Here is a 22,611-nt window from a genome sequence, read left to right as displayed (position 1 = left end):
TGCCGCAGCCTCAACCGGTGCTGAAGACATTGTCGAACCGCTCACGCAACACGTTCTTCTGCACCTTGCCCATGGTGTTCCGCGGCAACTCGTCGACGAAGAACACGCGCTTGGGAAGCTTGTAGCGCGCCAGCCGGCCCTGCAGTTCGGCAAGGATGGCGTCTTCCTCCAGCTTTGCCCCGGCTTCCCTGACGACCGCAGCCGCCACGCCTTCCCCGAAATCCGGGTGCGGCAGACCGATGACGGCGGATTCGACGACGCCCGCCAGCGCGTCGATCTCGCTCTCCACTTCCTTCGGATAGACGTTGTAGCCGCCGGAAATGATCAAATCCTTGGCGCGGCCGACGATGTGGAGATAGCCGTCATCGTCGATTTTGACGATGTCGCCGGTAATGAAGAATCCATCGGCGCGGAATTCCGCCGCCGTCTTCTCCGGCATGCGCCAATATCCCTTGAAGACGTTCGGCCCCCGGACCTCAAGGATGCCGGTCTCACCCTGCGGCAGCGCGCGGCCGGTCTCGGCCTCGGCGACGCGAAACTCGACGCCCGGCAGCGGAAAGCCGACCGTGCCGGCGCGGCGCTCGCCCTCATAGGGGTTGGACGCATTCATGTTCGTTTCGGTCATGCCGTACCGCTCAAGGATGCGGTGGCCGGTGCGGTCCTCGAACGCGCGATGGGTGTCGGCCAGCAGGGGGGCCGATCCGGAGGTGAACAGCCGCATATGGGACGTCGCCTCCCGCGTCAGGCCCGGATGCTCCAGCAGGCGAGTGTAGAACGTCGGCACGCCCATCATCGACGTCGCCCGCGGCATCGCGGCGATGATCGTGTCGGCGTCGAATCTGGGCATGAAGATCATCGAACCGCCGGCCATCAGCAGCACGTTCGTGGCGACGAACAGCCCGTGGGTATGGAAGATCGGCAGGGCGTGGATCAGCACGTCGTCGGCCGTGAAGCGCCAATAGCGGACAAGCACCTCCGCGTTCGAAGCGAGGTTCTCCTGCGTCAGCATGGCGCCCTTGGAGCGGCCGGTCGTGCCGGAGGTGTAGAGGATCGCGGCAAGGTCGTCGCGTTCCCGGGAAACGTCGTCGAACGTTGAAGGCCGATCGGCGGCCGCGTCCATGATCGTTCCCCGGCCGTCGGCGTCCAGTGTCTCGACACCGGGCGCGGACGGCAGGGCCGCGATCGCATCGCGCATCTTGGGGTCGCAGACGAAGACAGCGGGCTCCGCATCCCCGATGAAATAGGACAGCTCGGCAAGCGTGTAGCCTGTATTGAGCGGCAGATAGGCCGCGCCGGCACGCACGCAGGCAAGATAGAGGAGAATGGCCTCCGGGGATTTCTGCACCTGCACGGCGATGCGGTCGCCCGGCTTCACGCCTCGCGCCACGAGGGCATGCGCGAGACGGGCCGAGCCCGCCTCCAGGTCGCCATAGGTCAGCCGCCGGCCGGTATCCGTCTCGATGAAGATCTTGTCCGGGTCGGGGAAATGCGCGCGAAGGCGCGCGTAGAGGGAATTATTCATCGGTGGGGATCGGTGTTTGTGGTTGCGCATTGGAACGGAGCTGGCGGCGGATATGGGAAGATGCGGCGATCTCTCCGGAATTGGCGAAGGCTTCGTGATTGCGCTCCACGTCCTTCAACACGTAGCGGTAATTGACCATGAGGCCACGGGCCTGGGTGAGGCCCTTCGCCGAAACGTCGCCAAGCCAGTTGATGCGTTCCAGCCGGGCGCCGTTCCCCAGATGGAACCGCGCCACCGGATCGATCGGCCGGCCGCGATCGTCCTTTGCCCTGAAGAAGTAATGCGCGGCAAGCGGCATGATGACCCGTTTGATCGCCTGAACCTTCTCCGCGTCTCTGTGCCAGTCGTCCGCGTCCAGCGCGGCAAGTGTCGCGCGGTCGGCGTCCGTCGCCGCCGACGGTCCCTCGGCGCGCCGCTCCCGGTCCAGCCAGTCACGGAATCCGGGGGCGGGAGACAAGGTGACGAAGGTCTCCAGTTGGGGCGCCTCGCGGACAAGGTCCTCGACGACCTGCTTGATCAGGAAATTGCCGAATGAGATGCCCCTCAGGCCCTTCTGGCAATTGGAGATCGAATAGAACGCCGCCGTCTTCGCCTCCATCGGATCCATGATCTCGCGTTCCGTCGCGAGCACCTCCGCGATCGAGGCCGGTATGTCCGGCGTCAACGCCACCTCGACGAAGATGAGCGGTTCATCGACGAGTGCTGGATGAAAGAACGCAAAACAGCGGCGGTCGGCGGGTTCCAGCCGGCGTCGGAGGTCCTCCCAATCGGCGATCTGGTGGACGGCTTCATATTTGATGATCTTGGCGAGGATCGATGCGGGCGTCGCCCAGTCGATCCGCCTCAGCACCAGGAAACCACGGTTGAACCACGACGCGAAAAGATGGCGGAAATCCTCGTCCAGCAGGGCGAGTTCCGGATATTCGCGAAGGTTGTCGAGGATCTGGACACGCATGGAGACAAGCGACGCGGTGCCGGCCGGCGCCAGATTCAGGCGTCGGATCAGTTCCTGGCGGCGCGGTTCGGCCGCAAAGTGAACCTGCCCCGCCGTCCTGCCGTTCGGGTCTTCCATATAGTCGTGGATGGCGCGGACAAGCCGGTCGTCGTCGGCGCCGAACTGTTCGGCCAGGGACCGCAGGAAGTCGACCTGCCGGTCGGGCGGAAGCGCGTCGTAGCGGCGCAGGACTTCCGACGCGATCGCGACGCCGGATGCCTCGCCGGGCGTCGAAACCAGGCTCTCGCACAGCTTGACGAGATCCGCGCCCCCGCGATCCACCTGCAATCCCCGACGTTCCAGCAATGCCCGCCCGCGTTCGGAAATGGTCTGGAACATATCGTTGAGGAAGGTGGTCACGTCATCGGTCCCATTATCACGTCGGGCAGCCAGGTCGCGATGCCGGGGACGAAGCACAGGATGATGATGCCGACGATCATGCACAGCACATAGGGCATGGAGCCGCGCAGGATCTGCCCCAGAGTGATGTCGGGGGCGATGCCGTTGATGACGTAGAGGTTGAGGCCCACCGGCGGCGTGATCAGGCCGATCTCCATGTTGATCGTCAGGATGACGGCGAACCAATAGGGGTCGAAGCCGGCCTGTAGGATGATAGGCAGCAGGATCGGGGCGGTCATCAGGATGACCGCCACGGGGGGCAGGAAGCATCCGGCGACCACAAGGAAGACGTTGATGATCGCCATCAGCACCCAGCGGCCGATGTCCATGGCGGCGATCCATCCGGCGATCGACTGGGTGATGAACAGAGACGACAGGGTGAAGGCGAAAAGCTCGGACGCGGCGATGATCATCATGATCATCACGCTTTCCTTCAGCGAATCGTTGAAAACCTTGGCGAGCGGCTTCGGGTTCCACATCCGGTAGATCAGCACGACGGAGATGATGCAGAACACCGCCCCCACGCCGGCGGCCTCCGACGGCGTGGCGATGCCGCCATAGAGCACATAGAGGACGGCCGCGATGATGAGCAGGAACGGCAGCACGCGGGGCAGCGAGGCGAACCGTTCGCGCATGGTGAAACGCGAGGTCAATTCGTCGAAGCGGTAGCCGCGCAGCCGGCATTCGACGATAGTCCAGGCCATGAACAACCCGGTGAGCATCAGGCCGGGCAGAAGACCGGCAAGAAACAGCCGTCCGATCGACGTTTCCGTGGCGATGCCGTAGATGATCATGGTCACCGACGGCGGGATCAGGATGCCCAGCGTGCCGCCCGCGGCGATGGAGCCGGCGGCGATATCGTTGGGGTAGCCCCGCTTGACCATCTCCGGGATGCCCATCTTGCCGATCGCGGCGCAGGTCGCGGCGCTCGATCCGGACAGGGCCGCGAAGATCGAACAGGCGCCGAGATTGGACAGGACGAGCCCGCCGGGCACGCGGTTGAGCCAGCGGTCGAGCGCTTCGTACAGGTCGCGGCCGGCCGGGCTGGACGCCACGGCCGCGCCCATCAGGATGAACATCGGGATGGAGACCAACCCGAAATGGGCGAGCCCGCTGAAGAAGGTTTCGCCGAGGATCGACAGCATGCCGAAGCCCTGCGTCAACAGCAGCGCCATGATCGAGACGAAGCCGAGCGCAAAGGCGATCGGCATGCCCATGCCCATGAGCACGAGAAGCGCGCCCAGGACCAGAACGCCGTTCAGGGCCGGGCTCATCGGCGCGCCTCCAGCAGCTTCCAGAGTTCCGCGACGTATTGCAGGCAGAGCAGCCCGATTCCGAAGGGCAGCGGCAGGAGCGGAATCCAGAGCGGGAGCCGCCACACGGTCGCGGTCTTCCAGCCGCTGGACCAGGCTTCGTGGAAATGCGTCCAACCCGAATAGGCGAGCAGGATGCAGAAGACGAGGCTCAGCGCTCCCGTCGTCGCCTCAAGCGCGAACCGCATGCGCGGGCCGGCGGCCAATGGCGCCAGGTCGACGTTGACGTGACCCTTGAGCGTGAGGACGTAAGCGGAGCCGATGAAGGTCGAGGCGACGACCGAATAGATGGCGTACTCGGTCTGCCAGATCGTCGACCATCCAAGCACGGAGCGGACGAAGACCATCTGGCAGATCACCACCACGGATGAGGCGAGCAGAAGGACCGCCAGCAGCCCGGCGAGCCGTGACGCCGCGCTCACGATGCGGACATAATGAGACATGAAATCGAGCCTGCGATGGATCGAGGAGACGACGACGGCGACGCCGGAGCGTCAGCGGACGACAGGCGCGGGACGCCCGGATTCTGGTTCCCGGGCGTCCGCGATCCCTGTCGTTCATTCCACCGCAAGCGCCTTGTCGATCAGTTCCGCGCCGCCTTCGACCTCTTCGGCGAAGGTCGCGTAGGACGTTTCCTGCGCGATATCCAGCCAGGCCTGATAATCGTCCGCCGACATCGTCACGACCTCGACGCCGGCATTCTCGAAGGTCTCGACCAGTTCCTGGTCCAGATCCCGCGCCTGCGTGGCGAAGAACTCCTCGGCCGCCTGACCCGCCGCCAGCAACGCCTCCTGCTGTTCGGGCGTCAGCTCCTCGAAGCTCTGTTTCGACATCAGGATCGGCTCGTACATGAACCAGAGCGCGTTGTCGCCCGGCGCCGTCAGGCACGTCGCCTGCTCGTAGATGCGATAGGAAACAAAAGAGCCGGAACTTGTGTTGGCCGCGTCCAGCACGCCGGTCTGCATCGCCGTATAGATCTCCGAGGACGGCATCGACGCGATCGACGCGCCCGCGCCGGCCAGCATCTGCTCGAACATCGGGCCGGCGGCGCGCGTCACCTGTCCGTCGATCGTCTCCGGGCTGGTGATGCAATTCACCTTGGAGGCGAAGGCGCCGGCGAGCCAGGAATCGGCGAGCACCATGACGCCGGCCTCGTCGATGACCTGCTTGATCTCATCCATGAAGGCGGAATCATTGAGCCGCTCGGCGCGGTCGTGATTGCGCACGAGCCCCGGCATCAGCGTCGCCGAGAAGATCGGCTGGCGGCCGGACGCGTAGTCGAGGGGGAAGGCGGAGATGTCGAGCTGCCCCTCGACGAGCGCGCCCCACTGCTCTCTTGGTTCGAACAGCGAGGCGGCCGGATAGATCTGGACCTCCAGGCCGACATCCGCCGCCGCGACCTCATCGGCAATGGTCTGGACCATCTCGTGACGTACGTCGCCTGGCGGCCACTGGTGCGACGCCCGTAAGGTGGTTTGTGCTTGAGCGGCGGCCATTGAGCCGGTCAGAAACGCGGCGACACCGACGCCGTGCAAAAGTTTCGTCAGCATGAGTTCCTCCCTTTAATATTTTTTGGGGGACTTCATCCCTGTATCAGAGGGGGACACCGTCCCTGTATCTGAACGCACCACAAACTGTATCCGTGGTCAAGATTCTTGTATACAGAAACTCCAGGATTATAATGTCATCCATGATCGAACGAACGGCGACCAGACTTCTCGACGCACTCGAGCAGGACATCGTTATCGGCCGGATAGCGCCCGGCCAGAAACTCGACGAAGTCACGCTGGCCGAGCGCTTTGGCGTATCCCGGACGCCGATAAGAGAGGCGCTTTTTGAGCTTTCGGCATCCGGCCTCGTCGAGTTGCGGCCGCGACGCAGCGCCGTCGTGGCGAGTCTCGGGGCCAACCGCCTGTTCGAGATGTTCGAGGTGATGGCGGAACTGGAGGGGATGTGCGGTCGCCTCGCGGCCCGGCGCCTCACCGACACCCAGCGCGACGCCCTGGTCGAGGCCTGCGAGGCCTGCGCCCGGGCGGCGGGGAAGGGCGACGTTGACGACTATTATTACGAGAACGAGCGATTCCATCACCGCATTTACGATAGCTGCGGCAACAGCTTCCTTGCCGAAGAAGCCGTCAAGCTGCACCGCCGCCTGAAACCCTATCGTCGGCTGCAGCTCAGGGTGCGCAATCGGATGCAGGCCTCGCTTGCCGAACACTGGACGATCATCGAAGCGCTCGGGGCGGGGGATCCGGAAGCCGCCGAAGCGCGGCTGAAGGCCCATATCACCGTGCAGGGCGAGCGATTCAGCGATCTGATCGCCAGCCTGCCCCGGTTGCAGGCGAGGCAGGGTTGAACTGCCCCTACCAAAGAAAAACGCCCCACGGAGATCCGCGGGGCGCTTCTTCGACATTACCGCCAGGTCACCATTGCGGCGGCAGTTCCGACACGTTGACGGTAGCCGCCGACGTGGCGCCGGGTTCGAAGGTGCCGACCCAGATGTTGTAGAGACCGCTCTGCGGCGACTTGAACCCCACCGACGGGTTGAGGCCTGAGGCGTCGTCGTTGCAGTACCATTGGCCGTCAGGGCCGTTGATCACCAGGGTCGTATCGGCCTGGGACTGGACGAAGATGCTCAGCGGCACGCCCGTGGCGGCGGAATAGTTAAGGTTCACGTCTGGCTGGACGTTGTTTATGTAGCCCGTGCAGGCCATTCCCAGCGCGTAGGCGTCGTCGCTGCCGCCGGCATCGACCGCCATGCTGGCCGGATCGGGCGTGAAGCCGTTCACCAGATCCAGCGTGCCGTAGAGCGGGGCCGCGCCCAGATCGGGGGAGGCGACGCCGCTGCCGCCGCCCGCGAACTGTGGCGGCAGTTCGGAGACGTTCAGCGTCGCGTCGACGATGCCGGAACCATCCCAGTTGCCGACCCAGATGTTGTAGAGCCCCGATTGCGGGTTGGCGAGCGACACCATCGGGTTGACGCCGTCATAATCGTCGTTGCAGACCCAGCTGCCGTCCGGCTGGTTGATGACCAGCGTGGTGTCGGAGTCCGACGACACGTAGATGTTGAGCGGCATCCCGCCGCCGGCGGTGTAGTTCAGATCCACATCCGGCGCGGCGTTGTTGATATAGCCCCAGCATTCAGGCCCCAGAAGCGAAGCGTCGTCGGGGCCGCCGGCCTGGAGGGCGACGGTCGTCGGATCGGGCGTGAAGCCGTTCACGAGATCGAGCGTGCCGTAGGTCGGCAGGGCGGCGATGTCCGGCGTTCCGCCGACGGCGGTCCATTGCGGCTCCAGCTCCGACACGTAGAGGGTGGCGGGCGAGATCGATCCGGGCGCGCTCCAGGTGCCGATCCAGACATGGTAGGTGCCCGATTGCGGCTTGGTCAGCGAAACCCACGGGTTGAGGCCGGAACTGTCGTCGTTGCACGCCCAGCTTCCGTTCGGCTGGCGGACCACCAGCGTCGTGTCGGCGCTGGAATTGACGTAGATGTTCAGCGGGAAGCCGCCGCCGGCGCTGTAATCGACGGAAACGTCGGGCGCGGCGTTGTTGATGTAGCCGCCGCAGCCGGCCCCCAGCGTCGACGCGTCGTCCGATCCGCCGGCCTGGACCTCCACCGTGGTGGGGTCGGGGGTGAACCCGCTGTTCAGCGCCAGGTTGCCATAGAGCGGCGTTGCGGAGATGTCCTGCGCCGATGCGGCGGCGCTGAAGCCCAAGGTGGCGGCCAGTGCGACCACTATTGCACCCGTTTTCATAGATCGTCCCCTGCACTTATGGTTTTTGTCGTTCCGGGGGGACGTGATGGCGGCCCATCCCTTCCAACCGGATCGTCAAGAATTCTAGCATGATTCCGGCAAAAGAATGATCGGCTACATGCACCGGGGCGACGCGATTTTGCCACCCTTTCTCCCGCGCCCGGATGCCTGTCATGCGGCCGTCGGGAATTGCGCTTCCCCGGCCTCCATGGCACAAGGCGCGCGCCATGACGATCCAGATGAACGCCTCCCCGCCGCCCGCCCCGCCCGTCCATGTCGAAGGGCTCAGCGCCGTCGCCGGCCGCTATGACGGGCTGATCGTCGATCTGTGGGGGGTGCTTCATGACGGGCACGCGCCCTATCCGGGGGCGGTGGACTGCCTTGCGGCGCTGCGCCGGGAGGGGAAGTCGGTGTGCCTCCTGTCCAACGCGCCGCGCCGCATCGACAGCGTCGCGCGGCGGCTGGCGGAGATCGGCATCCCCGCCGACGCATACGATCATCTGATGACCTCCGGCGAGGCGACGCACGAGGCGTTCCTCTCCCCGCCGGACGATTTCCACGCCGCGCTCGGCGACCGCTGCCTCCATATCGGGCCGCCCCGCGACGACGACGTGCATGAGGGCGTGGGCCTCACCATGGTCGACCGGGCGCAGGACGCGACCTTCGTTCTGTGCACCGGCATCGACGACAACAGCGAGACGGTGGAGGATTACGCGGCGGCCCTGGCGGAAGCCGCCGCGCATGATCTGCCCATGGTCTGCGCCAATCCCGACCTGGTCGTCATGATCGGCACGCGGAAGGTCATCTGCGCAGCGACCCTGGCCGCCCATTACGAAAGCCTGGGCGGACGCGTCGCCTATCACGGCAAGCCGCACGCGCCGGTCTACCGGCGCTGCTTCGATCTCCTCGGCATCTCCGACCGGTCGCGCATCCTGGGCGTCGGCGACAGCCTGCGGACCGACGTGGCCGGCGCGAACGCCGCCGGCATCGACAGCCTGCTGCTGCTGGGCGGCATCCATGCTGAGGAGTTCGCGGCCGCGCCCGGCGATGGGCCGGCGCTGGACCGGATCGCCGAAGCCGGCCGGGCGGAGAACGCGCATCCGACCTGGGTCGGACCGGCCTTCATCTGGTAGGGAATTTCTTGTGCGATGGTTTCAACGCTCGGGGAACCAGGCCTTGAAAGCTGCGCCTGACGCGCCGAAGCCCCTTACCTTTCAACGATTTCACTGAACTGTACGATGGGCGCGATGTCCGTATAGTTGGCGACGTCCGCGCGGATCTCCGCAGCGTGGGGACCGAGCGCCTCCTGGAATGTCCCCAGTGTCGGCGAGTAGACGTGGCACGCCGCGACGAACTCCGGCGCGCTTCCAGGTTCGCGACCCGCAAGGCCCTTATCGATCTCGTATCGCAGGCAGGCATCGCCGAGCCGTTCCTGGATCAGTGGCATGTGGCGGGTGCGGTAGTAGTCGTGATCGAACTTCGAGCCGCCATCGGCCGGATAGTAGACGCTCATCTTGATCATGGTCGGGCTCCTGCCTGAACGCCTCTCCGAGCGTCCGAGGGGCCTTTCTGGGTCGCCAACTCATAAAGCGCAACCAGATTTTGGCTGAAGCGGGTTTGACGAGAGAAAGGTAGTTTTCGCTGTGCTTTTCAAAGCGGGTGGCGACGGCACGGAAGTGCTTGAGTCGGAACACTAGGCCGGCCGAAAGACCCTGAAAGCGGCCTTGAGGTTTGCGCCGGCGGAGTCCCTGTCGGCGGCGGCCCCGGCGCTCCAGGTGCGGTAGTAGCCGACGATGAAGAGGCGCAGGGCGGCCGTCAGCCCGTTCCCGCCCCGCATCCCGTCCAGCTTCGTGCACAGCTCATGGAGCGTCAGGTCCTCCCGCGCACAGATCTCGTCCACGCTCGTCCACATCAGCGGCTCCATCCGGATGCTGGTGCGGCGGCCGGCGACGACGACGTTGCGGCATATGGGGGGAAGGTCCTGCGACTTCATTCCCATCGGGCGTGGGTTCGCGCCGGTCACCTTGCTCATGGATGAATGATTCATATCGAGATGGTCCGGCAGCCTCTGGTTAGGACGACTCGGGGATATCTTCCACCCTAATTAGCATGAATCAATTTTAGACGCATGCCATCGAGCGCCCCGGCAATGCTCACGGGCAGTCGCCGACGATCGGCTGGCAGGCCGACAGATCCGCCAGATCGTTGTTGGACCGGCCAGTGTAGCGCAGCGTCGCCACCTCATTGTTCCGGATCGTGAATTGCGCCCGGCAGAAGCCGGCAGGGCCGTCGGCGGTGTAGCTCCAGGTCTCGTCGGTATCCTCGGTGACGCTGCGGGCGACCTCCTCCGGCTCTCCGGCGCATTGCCGAAGCTCCTGCGCCGACGCGCCCTGAAGGCCGAAGCCACCCATGGGCTGGTCCTGCATGCTCGTCACGCCATCGCCGCCCGCGCTTCCGCACCCCGCCAGCGCCAGCGCCGCGAGACCCCCCGCTATCCAAGATCGCCGCATGGTCGTCCTCCCTCTCCGCCAGGTTGTTCTCCTGTCAAAACGGGATAGCGGGCATTAGGTTTCGCCGGAAGGCCCGAAAACCGTCCCGCATTGGACTGGCCTTCGTCCGGCCCTGTATAGTGGTCCCGGCATCCGGAACCGCCGGAATTGAAGGCCCGGAATTGAAGGACCAAGGCCAGGACATGACGGATCGCGCAAAACCGACGGTGAAGGATTGGCGGGAGGCGGCGGCTCGCGAATTGCGGGATCGCCCCGCGGAAAGCCTGGAGCGGACGACGCCGGAAGGGCTGACGATCAAGCCGCTCTATACCGCGGACGACACAGCCGGCCTGCCCGACGCCGACAGCCTGCCCGGCTTCTTCCCCTATACGCGCGGGCCCAGGGCGACGATGTACGCCAACCGGCCCTGGACGATCCGGCAATATGCCGGCTTCTCCACGGCGGAGGACTCCAACGCCTTCTACCGGGCGAACCTCGCCGGCGGTCAGAAGGGGCTGTCGGTCGCCTTCGACTTGGCGACCCACCGGGGCTACGACAGCGACCATCCGCGCGTCGTCGGCGATGTCGGCAAGGCCGGCGTGGCGATCGACAGCGTGGAGGACATGAAGATCCTGTTCGACGGCATCCCGCTGGACGAGATGTCCGTCTCCATGACCATGAACGGCGCGGTGCTGCCGGTGCTGGCCGGCTACATCGTCGCGGCGGAGGAGCAGGGGGTGGGGCCGGAGAAGCTGGCCGGCACCATCCAGAACGACATCCTCAAGGAGTTCATGGTCCGGAACACCTATATCTACCCGCCGGAACCCTCCATGCGGATCGTGGCCGACATCATCGCCTATACGGCGGAAAGGATGCCGCGCTTCAACTCCGTCTCCATCTCCGGCTACCACATGCAGGAAGCCGGCGCGACGGCGGTGCAGGAACTGGCCTTCACGCTGGCCGACGGGCTGGAATATGTCCGCGCCGCGCAGGCGCGGGGGCTGGATGTCGACGCCTTCGCGCCCCGGCTCTCTTTCTTCTTCGCGATCGGCATGGATTTCTTCATGGAGATCGCGAAGCTGCGCGCCGCCCGCCTTCTGTGGGCGGAGCTGATGGCGGAGAAGTTCGCGCCGAAGAAACCGCAATCGCTGATGCTGCGGACCCATTGCCAGACCTCCGGCGTCAGCCTGACGGAGCAGGACCCCCACAACAACATCGTGCGCACGACGGTCGAGGCGATGGCCGCCGTGCTGGGCGGCACCCAGTCGCTCCACACCAACGCCTTCGACGAGGCGCTGGGCCTGCCCACCCCCTTCTCCGCCCGCATCGCGCGGAACACCCAGCTCATCCTGGCGGAGGAGACGGGCGTGCCGCGCGTCGTCGATCCCCTTGGCGGCTCCTATTACGTGGAGGCGCTGACCCACGATCTGGCCGACGCCGCCAGGGCGCTGATCGGGGAGGTGGAGGAGATGGGCGGCATGACGAAGGCCGTCGAATCCGGCATGCCGAAACTGCGGATCGAGGAATCCGCCACCCTCCGCCAGGCCCGCATCGACAGGGGGGAGGAGACGATCGTCGGCGTCAACAAATACACCGTCGCCGACCCGGAGAAGGTGGAGGTGCTGGACATCGACAACAGCCGCGTGCGGGAATCCCAGGTGGCGCGGCTGAAGAAGATCCGCGAAAGCCGCGATGCCGACGCGTGCAGCCGGGCGCTCGACGCGCTGACCGACGCGGCGCGGGCGGGCGAGGGCAATCTGCTGGACCTCGCGGTCGCCGCGACGCGGGCGCGGGCGACGGTGGGGGAGATCTCCGACGCGCTGGAGAAAATCTTCACCCGCCATCGCGCGGTCATCCGCTCCGTCTCCGGAATCTATGGGTCGGCCTATGAGGGCGACGAGGGCTTCCGCCGCATCCGGGACGACATTGACGCCTTCGTGGCGGAGGAAGGCCGCCGGCCGCGCCTGCTGGTCGTGAAGCTGGGCCAGGACGGGCACGATCGGGGCGCGAAGGTCATCGCCACCTCCTTCGCCGATATCGGCTTCGACGTCGATATCGGGCCCCTGTTCCAGACGCCGGAGGAGGCGGCGCGCCAGGCGATCGAGAACGATGTCCATGTCGTCGGCGTCTCCAGCCAGGCCGCCGGGCACAGGACGCTGGTGCCGGCGCTGCTGGATGCGCTGAGGAAGGAAGGGGCCGAAGACATACTGGTGGTCTGCGGCGGCGTCATCCCGCCCCAGGATTATGACGGCCTGCTGAAGGCCGGCGCCAGCGCGATCTACGGTCCCGGCACCAACATCCCGACCGCCGCCCATGAGATATTGGGAATCATCCGCCGGACGCGCCAGGCGGCGGAGTAACGCTCCCCGCCCTCAAGGACGAGGGGGACGGCGGCCGCCATCAGGAGAGGAGACGGGACAGGATGCCCACGCCACCGCCGCCATCGGTCATCGACCATATCGTCAAGGAGCCGCTGACCGACCACACCGCCTTCGTCTCCGCTAAGGTCGCCCAACTGGCGGCGTGGTGGCGGGAGAGGGCGGCTTCCGGAATCCCTCTGCGGTCGTCCTTCGACATTCTCGACCATGGCGCGCTGGCGGCCGATCTCTATTTGATCGAGGCCCAGGGCGACGATTTCGTGGTGAAGATCCACGGCGAGTCGGTGAAGCGGATCTTCGGCGCCGGCAAGACCGGCCGCGGCGTGCTGACCCACCAGCGTTCCCGCGCGACCCACCAGCATTACGGCATGATCGTGAAGACCGGCCGGGCCTATCGCTGCCGGGGCACGCTCAACCACCACAACAAGGATTACATCGCCTTCGAAAGCGTGGACTGCCCGCTCTCCAGCGACGGCAGAACCATCGATTTCATAATTGGCGTGATCGAGACGGTGCCCCGCGAGGCGATCGGGTTCTAGGGCGTGAACCCATGAGCGCGAACGGCTGAGACTGGTGGTTTAGCGACAGTCCGCTGTCAGCCACGAAAAAATCGTGGACGCCGTTGAACCCGGCGCCCCAATCGCTATCTGATACCTGCGGACCGGGCCCCTCTGGCGGTTGCTGAACAAGCCCCGTCATGTCGGACCGCATCGGAACGATCCGATGCTGTGACGGCCCGACGCTGAACCGCCAGTCCCACGTCTCCTCGTTCCGATCGACGTCATCCATCGAGAGGAGCGATACCGTGGAGTTTCTTTTCGCCGACTGGCTCGGCACCCCTGCCTGGTTCTGGCTGGCCTTTCTGGGGCTGGTTGTCGCCCTCACCGCCTTCGACCTCGGCATCCTCCACAAGGAGGACCGAGAGATGGGCATCCGCGAAAGCCTGAAGCTCTCCGCCTTCTACATCGGCATCGCGCTCTTGTTCGGCGCGTGGGTCTGGTATGCTCGGGGGTCGGAGCCCGGCATGCAGTACTTCACCGGCTTCTTCATCGAAAAGGCGCTGTCGATCGACAACGTCTTCGTGATCAGCCTCATCTTCTCCTATTTCGCTATCCCAGCGAAGTATCAGTACCGGGCCCTGCTCTGGGGCATCGTCGCCGTCATCGTGCTGCGCGGTTTGATGATCGCCGGCGGCGCCGCGCTGGTGAACGAAGCCTACTGGGTGCTCTACATCTTTGCCGCCTTCCTGATCTTCACCGGCGTGAAGATGTTCTTCGCCGGCGACCAGCCGATGGAGGTGGCGAACAACCCGGCGGTGCGGTTCATCTCCAAGCACATGCCGGTGACACGCGATCTGCACGGGCAGCGCTTCTTCGTGCGCACGGCCGATCCCGCGTCGGGAAAGCTGGTCTTGGCGGCCACGCCCCTGTTCCTGGCGCTCGTGGTGATCAACCTGGCCGACCTCGTCTTCGCGGTGGACAGCGTTCCGGCCATCTTCGCGATCACGACGGACACCTTCATCGTCTACACGTCGAACATCATGGCCATCCTCGGCCTGCGCGCGCTGTACTTCGCGCTCGCGGCGATGGTGCATCGCTTCCACTACCTGAAATACGCGCTGGCCGCGGTCTTAGTGTTCATCGGCGCGAAGATCTTCATCGCCGACTTCCTGCTGGGCGGCGACAAGTTCCCGCCCGCACTGAGCCTCGGCGTCACCTTTGCGCTGATCGCCGCCGGCATCGGCTACTCGCTGTGGAAGACGCGCGGCGCACCGGAGCCCGAATGGCCGGTAGGCATGGATGCCGACGATCCGGCGCACAGCGAGCAGACGACATCGGATAGCGTCCGCTCTTCGCAGGGGCCTTGAAGCAGTATGTTGCCGCGCCGGCTATGCCGGCGCGGCTTCGACCTCTTGCCGGGTGTGTCGACAAACGTCGGCCCCGGCGGAACACGGCCGGCGGGCGACTGTTAAGAGTCGCTTCCGCAAGACGCCACCGCAACGGGAACGCGACCTTGACCTACCGATATGGACCGGAGGTGGACGAAGACGGCGTCCGGTTCCGCCTCTGGGCGCCCGGCGCCGACGCCGTGGACCTCCTGATCGGCGACCGGGCGCTGCCCATGACGGACAGAGGCGGCGGGCATTTCGAACTGGCCGTCGTCGGGGCCGGGCCGGGCCTCGCCTATCGCTTCTCCATTGACGGCGGGACCGTGCCCGACCCGGCCACCCGCCGGCAGAAGGGCGATGTCGAGGGCGCGTCGGTGGTGACGGTCCCGCCGGCAGCCAGGGTCTCGAAGCCCGCGCGGCCCTGGCATGAGGCCGTGATCGTGGAGGTCCATGTCGGCGCGGCGACGCCGGAAGGGACGTTCGCCGCGCTGGCCGGCAGGCTGGACCATTACGCGGCGCTCGGCGTCACGGCGCTGGAACTGCTGCCGGTCGCGGATTTCCCCGGCGCGCGGAACTGGGGCTATGACGGGGTGCTGCCCTTCGCGCCGGACGAAAGCTACGGAACGCCCGACGACCTTCGCCGGCTGATCGATGCCGCGCACGAACGCGGGCTGCAGCTCTATCTTGATGTCGTCTACAACCATTTCGGCCCGGTGGGGAACTACCTCCCCTCCTATGCCGGGGCCTTCTTCACGGATGAATTCTCCACCCCCTGGGGCAGCGCGATCGATTTCGAGCGGGAGGAGGTGCGCGCCTTCTTCGTGGAGAACGCCGCCTACTGGATCGAGGAATATGGCTTCGACGGGCTGCGCTTCGACGCCGTCCACGCCTTCGAAGGCCCGGGAAGGCGGCTTTTCCTGGACGACCTCGCCCGCCGGCTGCGCGCCATCGACCCGCAACCGCACCTCATCCTGGAGAACGACCATAACGAGGCGAGCCTGCTCGGCGGCGGATCGGCCTTCGATGCCCAGTGGAACGATGATTTCCACCATGTCTTCCATGTTGCGCTGACCGGCGAGCATGAAGGCTATTACCGCGCCTATGCCGACGATACGGCGAAGCGGACCGCCCGGGTGCTGGCCGAAGGCTTCGCTTATCAGGGAGAACCGACGCCGAACCGCGACGGCGCGCCGCGCGGGGAGCCTTCCGGCCATCTCCATCCCCGATCCTTCGTCAGCTTCCTGCAGAATCACGACCAGGTGGGCAACCGCGCGTTCGGGGAGAGGCTGGCCGAACTGGCCGCGCCGGAGCGGCTGGACCTCGCCTGCTTCGCCCTGCTGCTGTCGCCGCAGATCCCGATGCTGTTCATGGGGGAGGAGTTCGCGACCCGCCGGCGCTTTCCCTATTTCTGCGATTTCGAGGAGGAGTTCGGCCAACTGGTCCGCGAAGGCCGGCGGAAGGAATTCTCCGGCTTCTCCACCTTCTCTGGCGACGACATTCCGGACCCTCTCAGCCCATCGACCTTCGAGTCCGCGAAGCTGGACTGGTCGGAGACCTGGACGTCCGAAGGCCAGACGGCGCTGGCCCGCGTCAAGGCGCTGATCGGCCTCAGAAAGACGCACATCGTCCCGCTGCTGGCCGGCGCCTTCCGGGGCGCCGACGCCAGTGCGGAAGGCGGCGTCGTGGAATGCGAGTGGCGCTTCGATGGCGGTAAGCTCGTCATGGCGCTCAACCTGTCGGAAACGGAAGGTCCGACCGGGGTCGGGCGCAGCGATCCCGTGGCTGCCATCGGGCGGGTCGAACCGGGGCGGCTCGGCCCCTGGTCCGGCGCGTTGTGGAGGTCATGATGCCGAAACGGCCACTCCGCGCGACCTACCGCGTCCAGTTCAACAACGACTTCACCTTCGCCGACGCCGAACGCCTCGTCCCCTATTTCAGGAAGCTGGGGGTGAGCCATCTCTACGCCTCGCCGATCTTCGCGGCGCAGCCCATGTCGGCCCATGGCTACGACATCGTCGACCATGAGGCGATCAATCCGGCGCTGGGCGGCGAGGCCGGTTTCCGCAGGCTGGCCGACGCGCTGCACGAGGCCGGGATGGGAATCATCCTCGACATCGTGCCCAACCATGCCGGCGTCGGCGGATCATCCAACGCGCGCTGGCTGAACGTGCTGGAGTTCGGCCGCCGGTCGCGGGACGCCAAATTCTTCGACATAGACTGGTCGCGCGGCCCACTCGTCCTGCCCTTCCTGGGGGAGGATCTGGAGAAGGCGCTGGCCGACGATAGGCTGAAGCTCCGCTTCGACCGGTCCGCCGGGCGGGTCGTCGTCGCCTATGGGGACGAACATGCGCCGCTGCGGCCCCGCAGTGTCGCCCTGCTGCTGCGCAAGGGTGGGGCGGCCGACGCCGCCAAGGCCTGGATGGCGCTGGAGAAAGGCCCGCTCCGGGTGCGCGACATCAGGGCCGCGCGCTCTCTCCTGCGGGAGAATGCCGAGGCGGTGGAGGCGGCGCTGGCCCGGATGGAAGGGCCGGACCGGCTCGCCGAGCTTCTGTCGGACCAGCATTTCCGGTTCGTCTATTGGCGGACCGGCGTGGCGGAGCTGAACTACCGCCGGTTCTTCGATGTGACGCAGCTTGCCGGCCTGCGGGTGGAGGAACCGGCCGTGTTCGACGCCGTCCACCGGCTGCCGGTGGGGCTGGTTCGGGAAGGGCTGGTGGATGGGCTCAGGGTCGATCATATCGACGGGCTGGCCGATCCCGAGGGCTATTGCGACAGGCTGCGGTCGCGGGTCGGGCCGGACGCCACGATCCATGTCGAGAAGATATTGGGCGAGGACGAGGCGCTGCGTCCCTGGCCGGTCGACGGCACGACGGGGTACGAGACGCTGAACCTCATCAACCGGCTGTTCGTCGATCCCGCCGGCTATGATGCCTTGAAGGAGCGCCGACGGGCGGACGGGCTGGAGGGCGACGCGGCGGAACGGACGGCATCCGCCAAACGGCAGGTGCTCAAGACCATGTTCCCGACCGAAATCAGGGTGCTGACCGGCGTGGCGCGCCGGATCGCGGGGAAGGAAGCCGAAGGGGGCAACGCGCCCTCCGCCGTCAGCCTGCGCGCCGCCATCCTGGAGTTGGCCGTCGCCTTCCCGGTCTATCGCAGCTATGTGAACGAGGAGGCTGGGCCTGAGGACCAGGCGCTGATCGACCGGGCGGTGGCGACCGCGCTTTCGACGCTGAAAGGACGCGCGGCGGCCGCGCTGGCGATGATCCGCGACTGGTGGCTGTCGCCAGGGGACGATTCCGACCGGCAGGAGTTCGTGCGGCGGATGCAGCAGCTCACCGGCCCCGCAATGGCCAAGGGCTATGAGGATACCGAGCTTTACCGCTCCATCATCCTCGCCTCGGTGAATGAGGTCGGCAGCCACCTCCACGTTCCCGCCATCACCATCGACGATTTCCATCGCGCCGTTCAGGCTTATGCCCATGCCGGCAGCCTGATCCCGCTGTCGACCCACGACACCAAGCGCGGCGCCGATACCCGCGCCCGGCTGAATTTGTTGAGCGAGGTCCCGGAGGACTGGATCGCGGCCGTCAACCGGTGGCGCAAGGCCAACCGGAAGCTGAAGGACGATGACAGCCTGATGCCCGACGCGCTGGATGAGGAGCTGGTCTACCAGACCCTGTTCGGCGTCTGGCCGGTCGCACCCGACCGGATCGCGGAATATCTGACCAAGGCGGTGAGGGAGGCCAAGCGCCGCTCCTCATGGTCGAAGCCCGACGCGCGGTACGAGGCGGCGCTTCTCGATTTCGCGCGGGCGCTGCTGGAGGTTCCGGAGGCGGACGGCTTTCGCGGGGAGATGGCGAAGCTTGTCCGCCGGCTCGACGCCGACGGCCGCGCCAACGGCATCGCCCAGACGGTGCTCCAGCTCACCCTGCCGGGCGTGCCGGACATCTATCGCGGCTCGGAATATCGGGAGCATGTTCTGGTCGATCCGGACAACCGCCGGCCTGTCGATTGGGCGGCGCGGGAGGCGAGCCTGGACGGTCCGGGCGATTCCGGCCCGGACGCCGAAAAGCAGCGGACGATCCGCGCGCTGCTCGACCTCCGCGCCCGCCTCCCGGAAATCTTCGCGGAAGGGCTCTATGAACCGCTGGAGGCCGGCGACGGCATCCTCGCCTTCGCCCGCATGACGGGCCCGACCGGCATCCTGGTCGCCGTCCCCGTGCGCCGCGAGGCGCGAAAAGGAAAGGCGCGGATCACGATGTCGGCCGCAACGGTCGACCCCATCCTCGGCCCCGCCACGGTAGAGACGACCGCCACCGGCCTGACCTTCCCGGCCCGAACCCTGCCCCTGGTCGCGGTGATCGGCCGCTGACGCCTCTCCAAAATTCGTCATGCTGGGCCCCGACCCGGCATCCAGGCGCCTTGGCCGCAGGGCCTTCGCGGTGTCCGGCGAAGGCGGAGGGGGCAAGGCCGCTGGATTCCCGATCAGGGTCGGGAATGACCAACAAAGGAACCTCATGGTGAGCCTGTCGAACCATGTGTGCCCGATCTTTCGGCGGTCCGAGAGCCACCCAAAATCGCCGTCATGCCGGGCCCCGACCCGGCATCCAGGTGCCTTGGCTGCGGGGCCTTCGCGGTGTCCGGCGAAGGCGGAGGGGGCAAGGCCGCTGGATTCCCGATCGGGGTCGGGAATGACCAATAAAAACAATGTCATGCTGGACTTGATCCAGCATCCATGCGGCGTTGATGCCGGCGGAACTGTATCCACTTCTTCACCGGCGGTGAGAGAAGGTCCTCACCCCGCCAGACCCACCCCCCAGCCCGGCTTGTCGGGAAGGGTATAGAAGCCCTTGCCGTCGGCGGTCAGTTCCTCCGCCAGCAGGAAGTCGCGGCCGTTGGCGGCGGACCATTCCGGCGGGTCGTGGGGCCATTCCAGCCAGGGGCAGCCGCCGCCGGCCTCGGGATCGCCGCCCACCGTGCCGGCGACCAGATGGGCGTTGGCCAGAAGGCCCAGCCCGTTGCCCCAGGTGTGGGGCGTGAAGGTGACGCCGCGCGCCTGCGCCGTGCGGGCGATCCGCGACAGGCCGGTGATGCCGCCGATCACGGCCGCGTCCGGCTGCAGGATATCCACCGCCCGGCCGGTGCCGACGCCGTCGATCAGCCGGTCGATATCGTGCATCTCCCGCGCCATCTCGCCGCCGGCGATGCGCAGCCGGGTCATCTTCCGTAAACTCGCCATGCCGTCGATGTCGGCGCGGTGCAGCGGCTCCTCCATCCAGTAGACGTCCAGATCCTCCAGATGCCGGGCGACGGCCAGCGCGTCCTTCAGCGTCCAGGCCGGCTTCACGTCCCACGGCATGCGCCAGGCCTGGTTGCAGTCGACCATGATCGCGATCCTGTCGCCGACGGCCTTCCGCACCGTCTCCAGCGCCTTCACGTCGTCCCGCCAGTCGGCGCGGTGGAAGCGTATCTTCATGGCCGGGAAGCCTTCGGCGACGAACCGCTCCGCCTGCTCGGCCAGCGCCTCGGGCGCGCGCAGCACGCCGGAGGAGGCGTAGAGCCGGACTCGCGGCGAACATCCGCCCAGCAGCCGCCAGACCGGCAGGCCTGCCGCCTGCGCGGCAATGTCCCAGAGGGCGAAATCCAGCGGCCAGCAGCGGCCGTAATGGAAGGACAGATTCTCGATCACCCGGAAATGCCGGTCCAGGTCGCGCGGATCCTGGCCGACGAACAGATCCTCATGCCCCTCCAGCCCCAGCATCAGGTCGCCGGACCCGACGCCGACCAGCCCCTCATCGGTCTCCACCCGCGTGATCGTGGCGGCGAAGCGGGTGCGCGGCCGGCTGTCCCAGGAAGGCGGGAAGGGCGGGTCTAGCGGGATCTCGCGGTGCTCGACCGCGATCCTTGTGATCTTCATTGGGGGAACCTTCCGGTTTCGTTCAGGCGGTGGCGATCATCTCCTTGATCGCGCGGCGGGCCAGCTCGTCGGCCCGTTCGTTCTCGGGGTGTCCGGCATGGCCCTTCACCCAGTGCCAGTCGACCTTGTGGGGCGTCATCGCCGCCTCCAGCCTCTGCCACAGTTCCTTGTTCTTGACCGGCTTCCGGTCGGCGGTCATCCAGCCCCGCGCCTTCCAGTTCCGCATCCATTCCGTGATGCCCTTGCGGACATACTGGCTGTCGGTGGTCAGGTCGGCCTCGACCGGGCGCTTCAGGGCTTCCAGCGCGCTGATCGCGGCCATCAGCTCCATGCGGTTGTTGGTCGTCTCACGCTCCCCGCCATAGAGCTCCCGCTCCGTGTCGCCCCAGCGCAGCACGGCCCCCCAGCCGCCCGGCCCCGGATTGCCGGAGCACGCGCCGTCGGTGAAGATCTGGACCTTGGTTTTCAGCATCATCTAATCGAGCCCATAGGCGCCGGGGCCGTCCACCTGCTGGTGGAAGCGAAGTCTTCTCAGATATTCCAGCGGGTCCTTCGGTTTCACGAAGGCCCCCGGCGGATGGTGCAGCCAGTCATAAAGCCGGGTCAGCAGGAAGCGCATGGCGCACCCGCGCGCCAGCAACGGCAGGGCCTCCAGCTCCGCGTCGGAGAAGGGCCGGACCTTGCGGTAGTTCGACAGCAGCAGCCTGGCCTTGGTCACGTTGAACTGCCCGTCCGGCTCGAAGCACCAGGCGTTCATGCAGATCGCCAGATCGTAGGCCAGCGCGTCGGTGCAGGCGAAATAGAAATCGATCAGCCCGCTTAAGTGCTCGCCCTTGAAGAACACGTTGTCGGGGAAGAGATCGGCATGGATCAGCCCGATCGGAAGGTCCTTCGGCCAGCGCGCCTCCAGATGGTCCAGCTCCTCGTCCAGAAGCTGCGCCAGCCCCGGCTGCACCTCATGCGCCCGGCCGGCCGATTTCAGGAACAGCGGCCGCCAGTCGGGGACGGAGAGGTTGTTCCGGCGGGTCATCGGGAAATCCGCCCCGGCCAGGTGGAACCGCGCCAGCGCCCCGCCCAGCTCCGCGCAATGGCGGTTCTGGATGCGCCGGGGCCACAGCCCTTCCAGGAAGCTGATGATCGCGGCCGGACGCCCCGACAGCCGGCGGAGAGCCTTGCCATCACGCCCTGCGATCGGCGTCGGGCAGGCGACGCCGCGTTCGGCCAGATGCTCCATCAGCCCCAGGAAGAACGGCAGATCCCCCTCGGCCACGCGCTTCTCGTAGAGCGTCAGGATGAAGCTGCCGCGATCGGTCTGGAGCAGGTAGTTGGAATTCTCCACCCCCTCCGCGATGCCCTTCAACGACACGACCGCGCCCAGATCGTACTGGGCGAGAAACGCATCGACCTCCTCGTCGCTGACTTCGGTATAGACCGCCATGGCCCGGCTATGTGCGGGGATTCCCGCGCCGCGTCAACGGTTCGGCCTTTTTCTCTTTCGGTCATTCCGAACTTTTGAAAAGATTCCTCACCTTGTGCCTGTCGAAAGGTGCGGGCCCACATGGTTCGACAGGCTCACCATGAGGGAGAAGGGCGGCTCTTCCCCTTTGTTGGTCATTCCCGACTTGATCGGGAATCCATAGGCCCTCGCCCCATCACCGACGGCGCGAAACCGGGCACAGCCTCGGCCGATTCCGACGCCCACTCCAAACCGGCTCACGAACCCCAGTCGGATTGACTGTCAGGAATGTTCCCGGTTGCACACCTCATCCTTCGACAGGCTCACCATGAGGAGGAGGGGGGCGGTGCTTGGAAGGCTCTCCCGCCGGATTCCCGCGCTGCGTCAACGGTTCGGCCTTTTTTGATGGTCATGTACATAATATATGTACATCATTGCTGAATGCGCTTTGAATGGGACGAAGCCAAGAGGTTCGGCAATCTCGACAAGCACGGGAT

19 protein-coding genes are annotated in these 22,611 nt (G+C 66.2%); 7 read left to right on the top strand and 12 right to left on the bottom strand.

The features are described from left to right. Positions 1-10: 10 nt before the first annotated feature. The 5 genes from AAFN89_RS03155 to dctP all read right to left on the bottom strand — a co-directional run bounded on the left by AAFN89_RS03155 (position 11) and on the right by dctP (position 5,778). Positions 11-1,522: a malonyl-CoA synthase gene (locus AAFN89_RS03155; protein ID WP_347535810.1), complete on the bottom strand. Its 1,512-nt coding sequence runs from the start codon at positions 1,520-1,522 to the stop codon at positions 11-13. After that, a complete protein-coding gene (locus tag AAFN89_RS03150; protein ID WP_347535808.1) occupies positions 1,515-2,876 on the bottom strand; it encodes a malonyl-CoA decarboxylase in 1,362 nt (453 codons plus the stop codon). Before AAFN89_RS03150 ends, AAFN89_RS03155 begins: the two co-directional genes overlap by 8 nt. Continuing rightward, positions 2,873-4,189 carry a TRAP transporter large permease gene (locus tag AAFN89_RS03145; RefSeq protein WP_347535806.1) on the bottom strand — a complete coding sequence of 439 codons (1,317 nt, stop codon included), beginning with the start codon at positions 4,187-4,189 and terminating at the stop codon, positions 2,873-2,875. Before AAFN89_RS03145 ends, AAFN89_RS03150 begins: the two co-directional genes overlap by 4 nt. After that, positions 4,186-4,671, bottom strand: a complete 486-nt coding sequence (locus tag AAFN89_RS03140) for a TRAP transporter small permease (RefSeq protein ID WP_347535804.1) — start codon at positions 4,669-4,671, stop codon at positions 4,186-4,188. Before AAFN89_RS03140 ends, AAFN89_RS03145 begins: the two co-directional genes overlap by 4 nt. Positions 4,672-4,785: 114 nt before the next feature. Beyond that, complete coding sequence (dctP, locus tag AAFN89_RS03135; protein ID WP_347535802.1) at positions 4,786-5,778, bottom strand: TRAP transporter substrate-binding protein DctP; 993 nt, start codon at positions 5,776-5,778, stop codon at positions 4,786-4,788. A gap of 140 nt (positions 5,779-5,918) precedes the next feature. On the opposite strand from dctP, the gene AAFN89_RS03130 reads away from it, so the two are divergent. Then, the gene (locus AAFN89_RS03130; RefSeq protein ID WP_347535799.1) at positions 5,919-6,584 is read left to right on the top strand and encodes a GntR family transcriptional regulator; all 666 of its coding nucleotides are present in this window, start codon (positions 5,919-5,921) and stop codon (positions 6,582-6,584) included. A 67-nt stretch (positions 6,585-6,651) separates the two neighbouring features. Here AAFN89_RS03130 and AAFN89_RS03125 read toward each other — a convergent pair whose 3' ends face one another. Next, positions 6,652-7,983, bottom strand: coding sequence for a hypothetical protein (locus tag AAFN89_RS03125; RefSeq protein WP_347535797.1), 1,332 nt, complete (start codon positions 7,981-7,983; stop codon positions 6,652-6,654). 227 nt (positions 7,984-8,210) lie between these two features. Here AAFN89_RS03125 and AAFN89_RS03120 point away from each other — a divergent pair, with 227 nt between their 5' ends. Then, positions 8,211-9,116 (top strand): TIGR01459 family HAD-type hydrolase, encoded by a 906-nt coding sequence (locus AAFN89_RS03120; protein WP_347535795.1) that lies wholly within the window; start codon positions 8,211-8,213, stop codon positions 9,114-9,116. Positions 9,117-9,190: 74 nt separating this feature from the next. Here AAFN89_RS03120 and AAFN89_RS03115 read toward each other — a convergent pair whose 3' ends face one another. The 3 genes from AAFN89_RS03115 to AAFN89_RS03105 all read right to left on the bottom strand — a co-directional run bounded on the left by AAFN89_RS03115 (position 9,191) and on the right by AAFN89_RS03105 (position 10,493). Continuing rightward, complete coding sequence (locus tag AAFN89_RS03115; protein ID WP_347535793.1) at positions 9,191-9,505, bottom strand: EthD family reductase; 315 nt, start codon at positions 9,503-9,505, stop codon at positions 9,191-9,193. A gap of 171 nt (positions 9,506-9,676) precedes the next feature. Then, positions 9,677-10,015, bottom strand: coding sequence for a ribbon-helix-helix domain-containing protein (locus tag AAFN89_RS03110; protein ID WP_347535791.1), 339 nt, complete (start codon positions 10,013-10,015; stop codon positions 9,677-9,679). 121 nt (positions 10,016-10,136) lie between these two features. Further along, on the bottom strand, positions 10,137-10,493 hold the full coding sequence (locus AAFN89_RS03105) for a hypothetical protein (protein WP_347535789.1): 357 nt from the start codon (positions 10,491-10,493) through the stop codon (positions 10,137-10,139). Between the two features lie 182 nt (positions 10,494-10,675). Here AAFN89_RS03105 and scpA point away from each other — a divergent pair, with 182 nt between their 5' ends. From scpA to treY, 5 genes are all read left to right on the top strand, one after another. After that, entirely contained in the window at positions 10,676-12,832 is a 2,157-nt protein-coding gene (gene scpA, locus AAFN89_RS03100; protein WP_347535787.1) for a methylmalonyl-CoA mutase, read from the top strand. 62 nt (positions 12,833-12,894) lie between these two features. Beyond that, positions 12,895-13,389 (top strand): hypothetical protein, encoded by a 495-nt coding sequence (locus tag AAFN89_RS03095; RefSeq protein ID WP_347535784.1) that lies wholly within the window; start codon positions 12,895-12,897, stop codon positions 13,387-13,389. Between the two features lie 266 nt (positions 13,390-13,655). Beyond that, complete coding sequence (locus tag AAFN89_RS03090; RefSeq protein ID WP_347535782.1) at positions 13,656-14,717, top strand: TerC family protein; 1,062 nt, start codon at positions 13,656-13,658, stop codon at positions 14,715-14,717. Positions 14,718-14,863: 146 nt separating this feature from the next. Then, positions 14,864-16,585 (top strand): malto-oligosyltrehalose trehalohydrolase, encoded by a 1,722-nt coding sequence (gene treZ, locus AAFN89_RS03085; RefSeq protein ID WP_347535780.1) that lies wholly within the window; start codon positions 14,864-14,866, stop codon positions 16,583-16,585. Next, positions 16,585-19,113 (top strand): malto-oligosyltrehalose synthase, encoded by a 2,529-nt coding sequence (gene treY, locus AAFN89_RS03080; protein ID WP_347535779.1) that lies wholly within the window; start codon positions 16,585-16,587, stop codon positions 19,111-19,113. Before treZ ends, treY begins: the two co-directional genes overlap by 1 nt. Before the next feature lie 423 nt (positions 19,114-19,536). On the opposite strand, the gene AAFN89_RS03075 is transcribed toward treY, so the two are convergent. Genes AAFN89_RS03075 through AAFN89_RS03065 form a run of 3 tightly spaced genes read right to left on the bottom strand, consistent with a single transcriptional unit; the run spans position 19,537 to position 22,096 of the window. Next, positions 19,537-20,658, bottom strand: a complete 1,122-nt coding sequence (locus AAFN89_RS03075) for a mandelate racemase/muconate lactonizing enzyme family protein (protein WP_347535778.1) — start codon at positions 20,656-20,658, stop codon at positions 19,537-19,539. 22 nt (positions 20,659-20,680) lie between these two features. Continuing rightward, the gene (gene rnhA, locus AAFN89_RS03070; protein WP_347535777.1) at positions 20,681-21,133 is read right to left on the bottom strand and encodes a ribonuclease HI; all 453 of its coding nucleotides are present in this window, start codon (positions 21,131-21,133) and stop codon (positions 20,681-20,683) included. Further along, a complete protein-coding gene (locus AAFN89_RS03065; protein ID WP_347535776.1) occupies positions 21,134-22,096 on the bottom strand; it encodes a homoserine kinase in 963 nt (320 codons plus the stop codon). Positions 22,097-22,611 lie beyond the last annotated feature (515 nt).

This window comes from Inquilinus sp. CAU 1745, from assembly GCF_039839375.1.
In the GTDB taxonomy this organism is placed as follows: Bacteria; Pseudomonadota; Alphaproteobacteria; order DSM-16000; family Inquilinaceae; genus JBDOQU01.
Note: the sequence above shows the minus strand (reverse complement) of the source record. Positions and strands in the feature narration are given on the sequence as shown.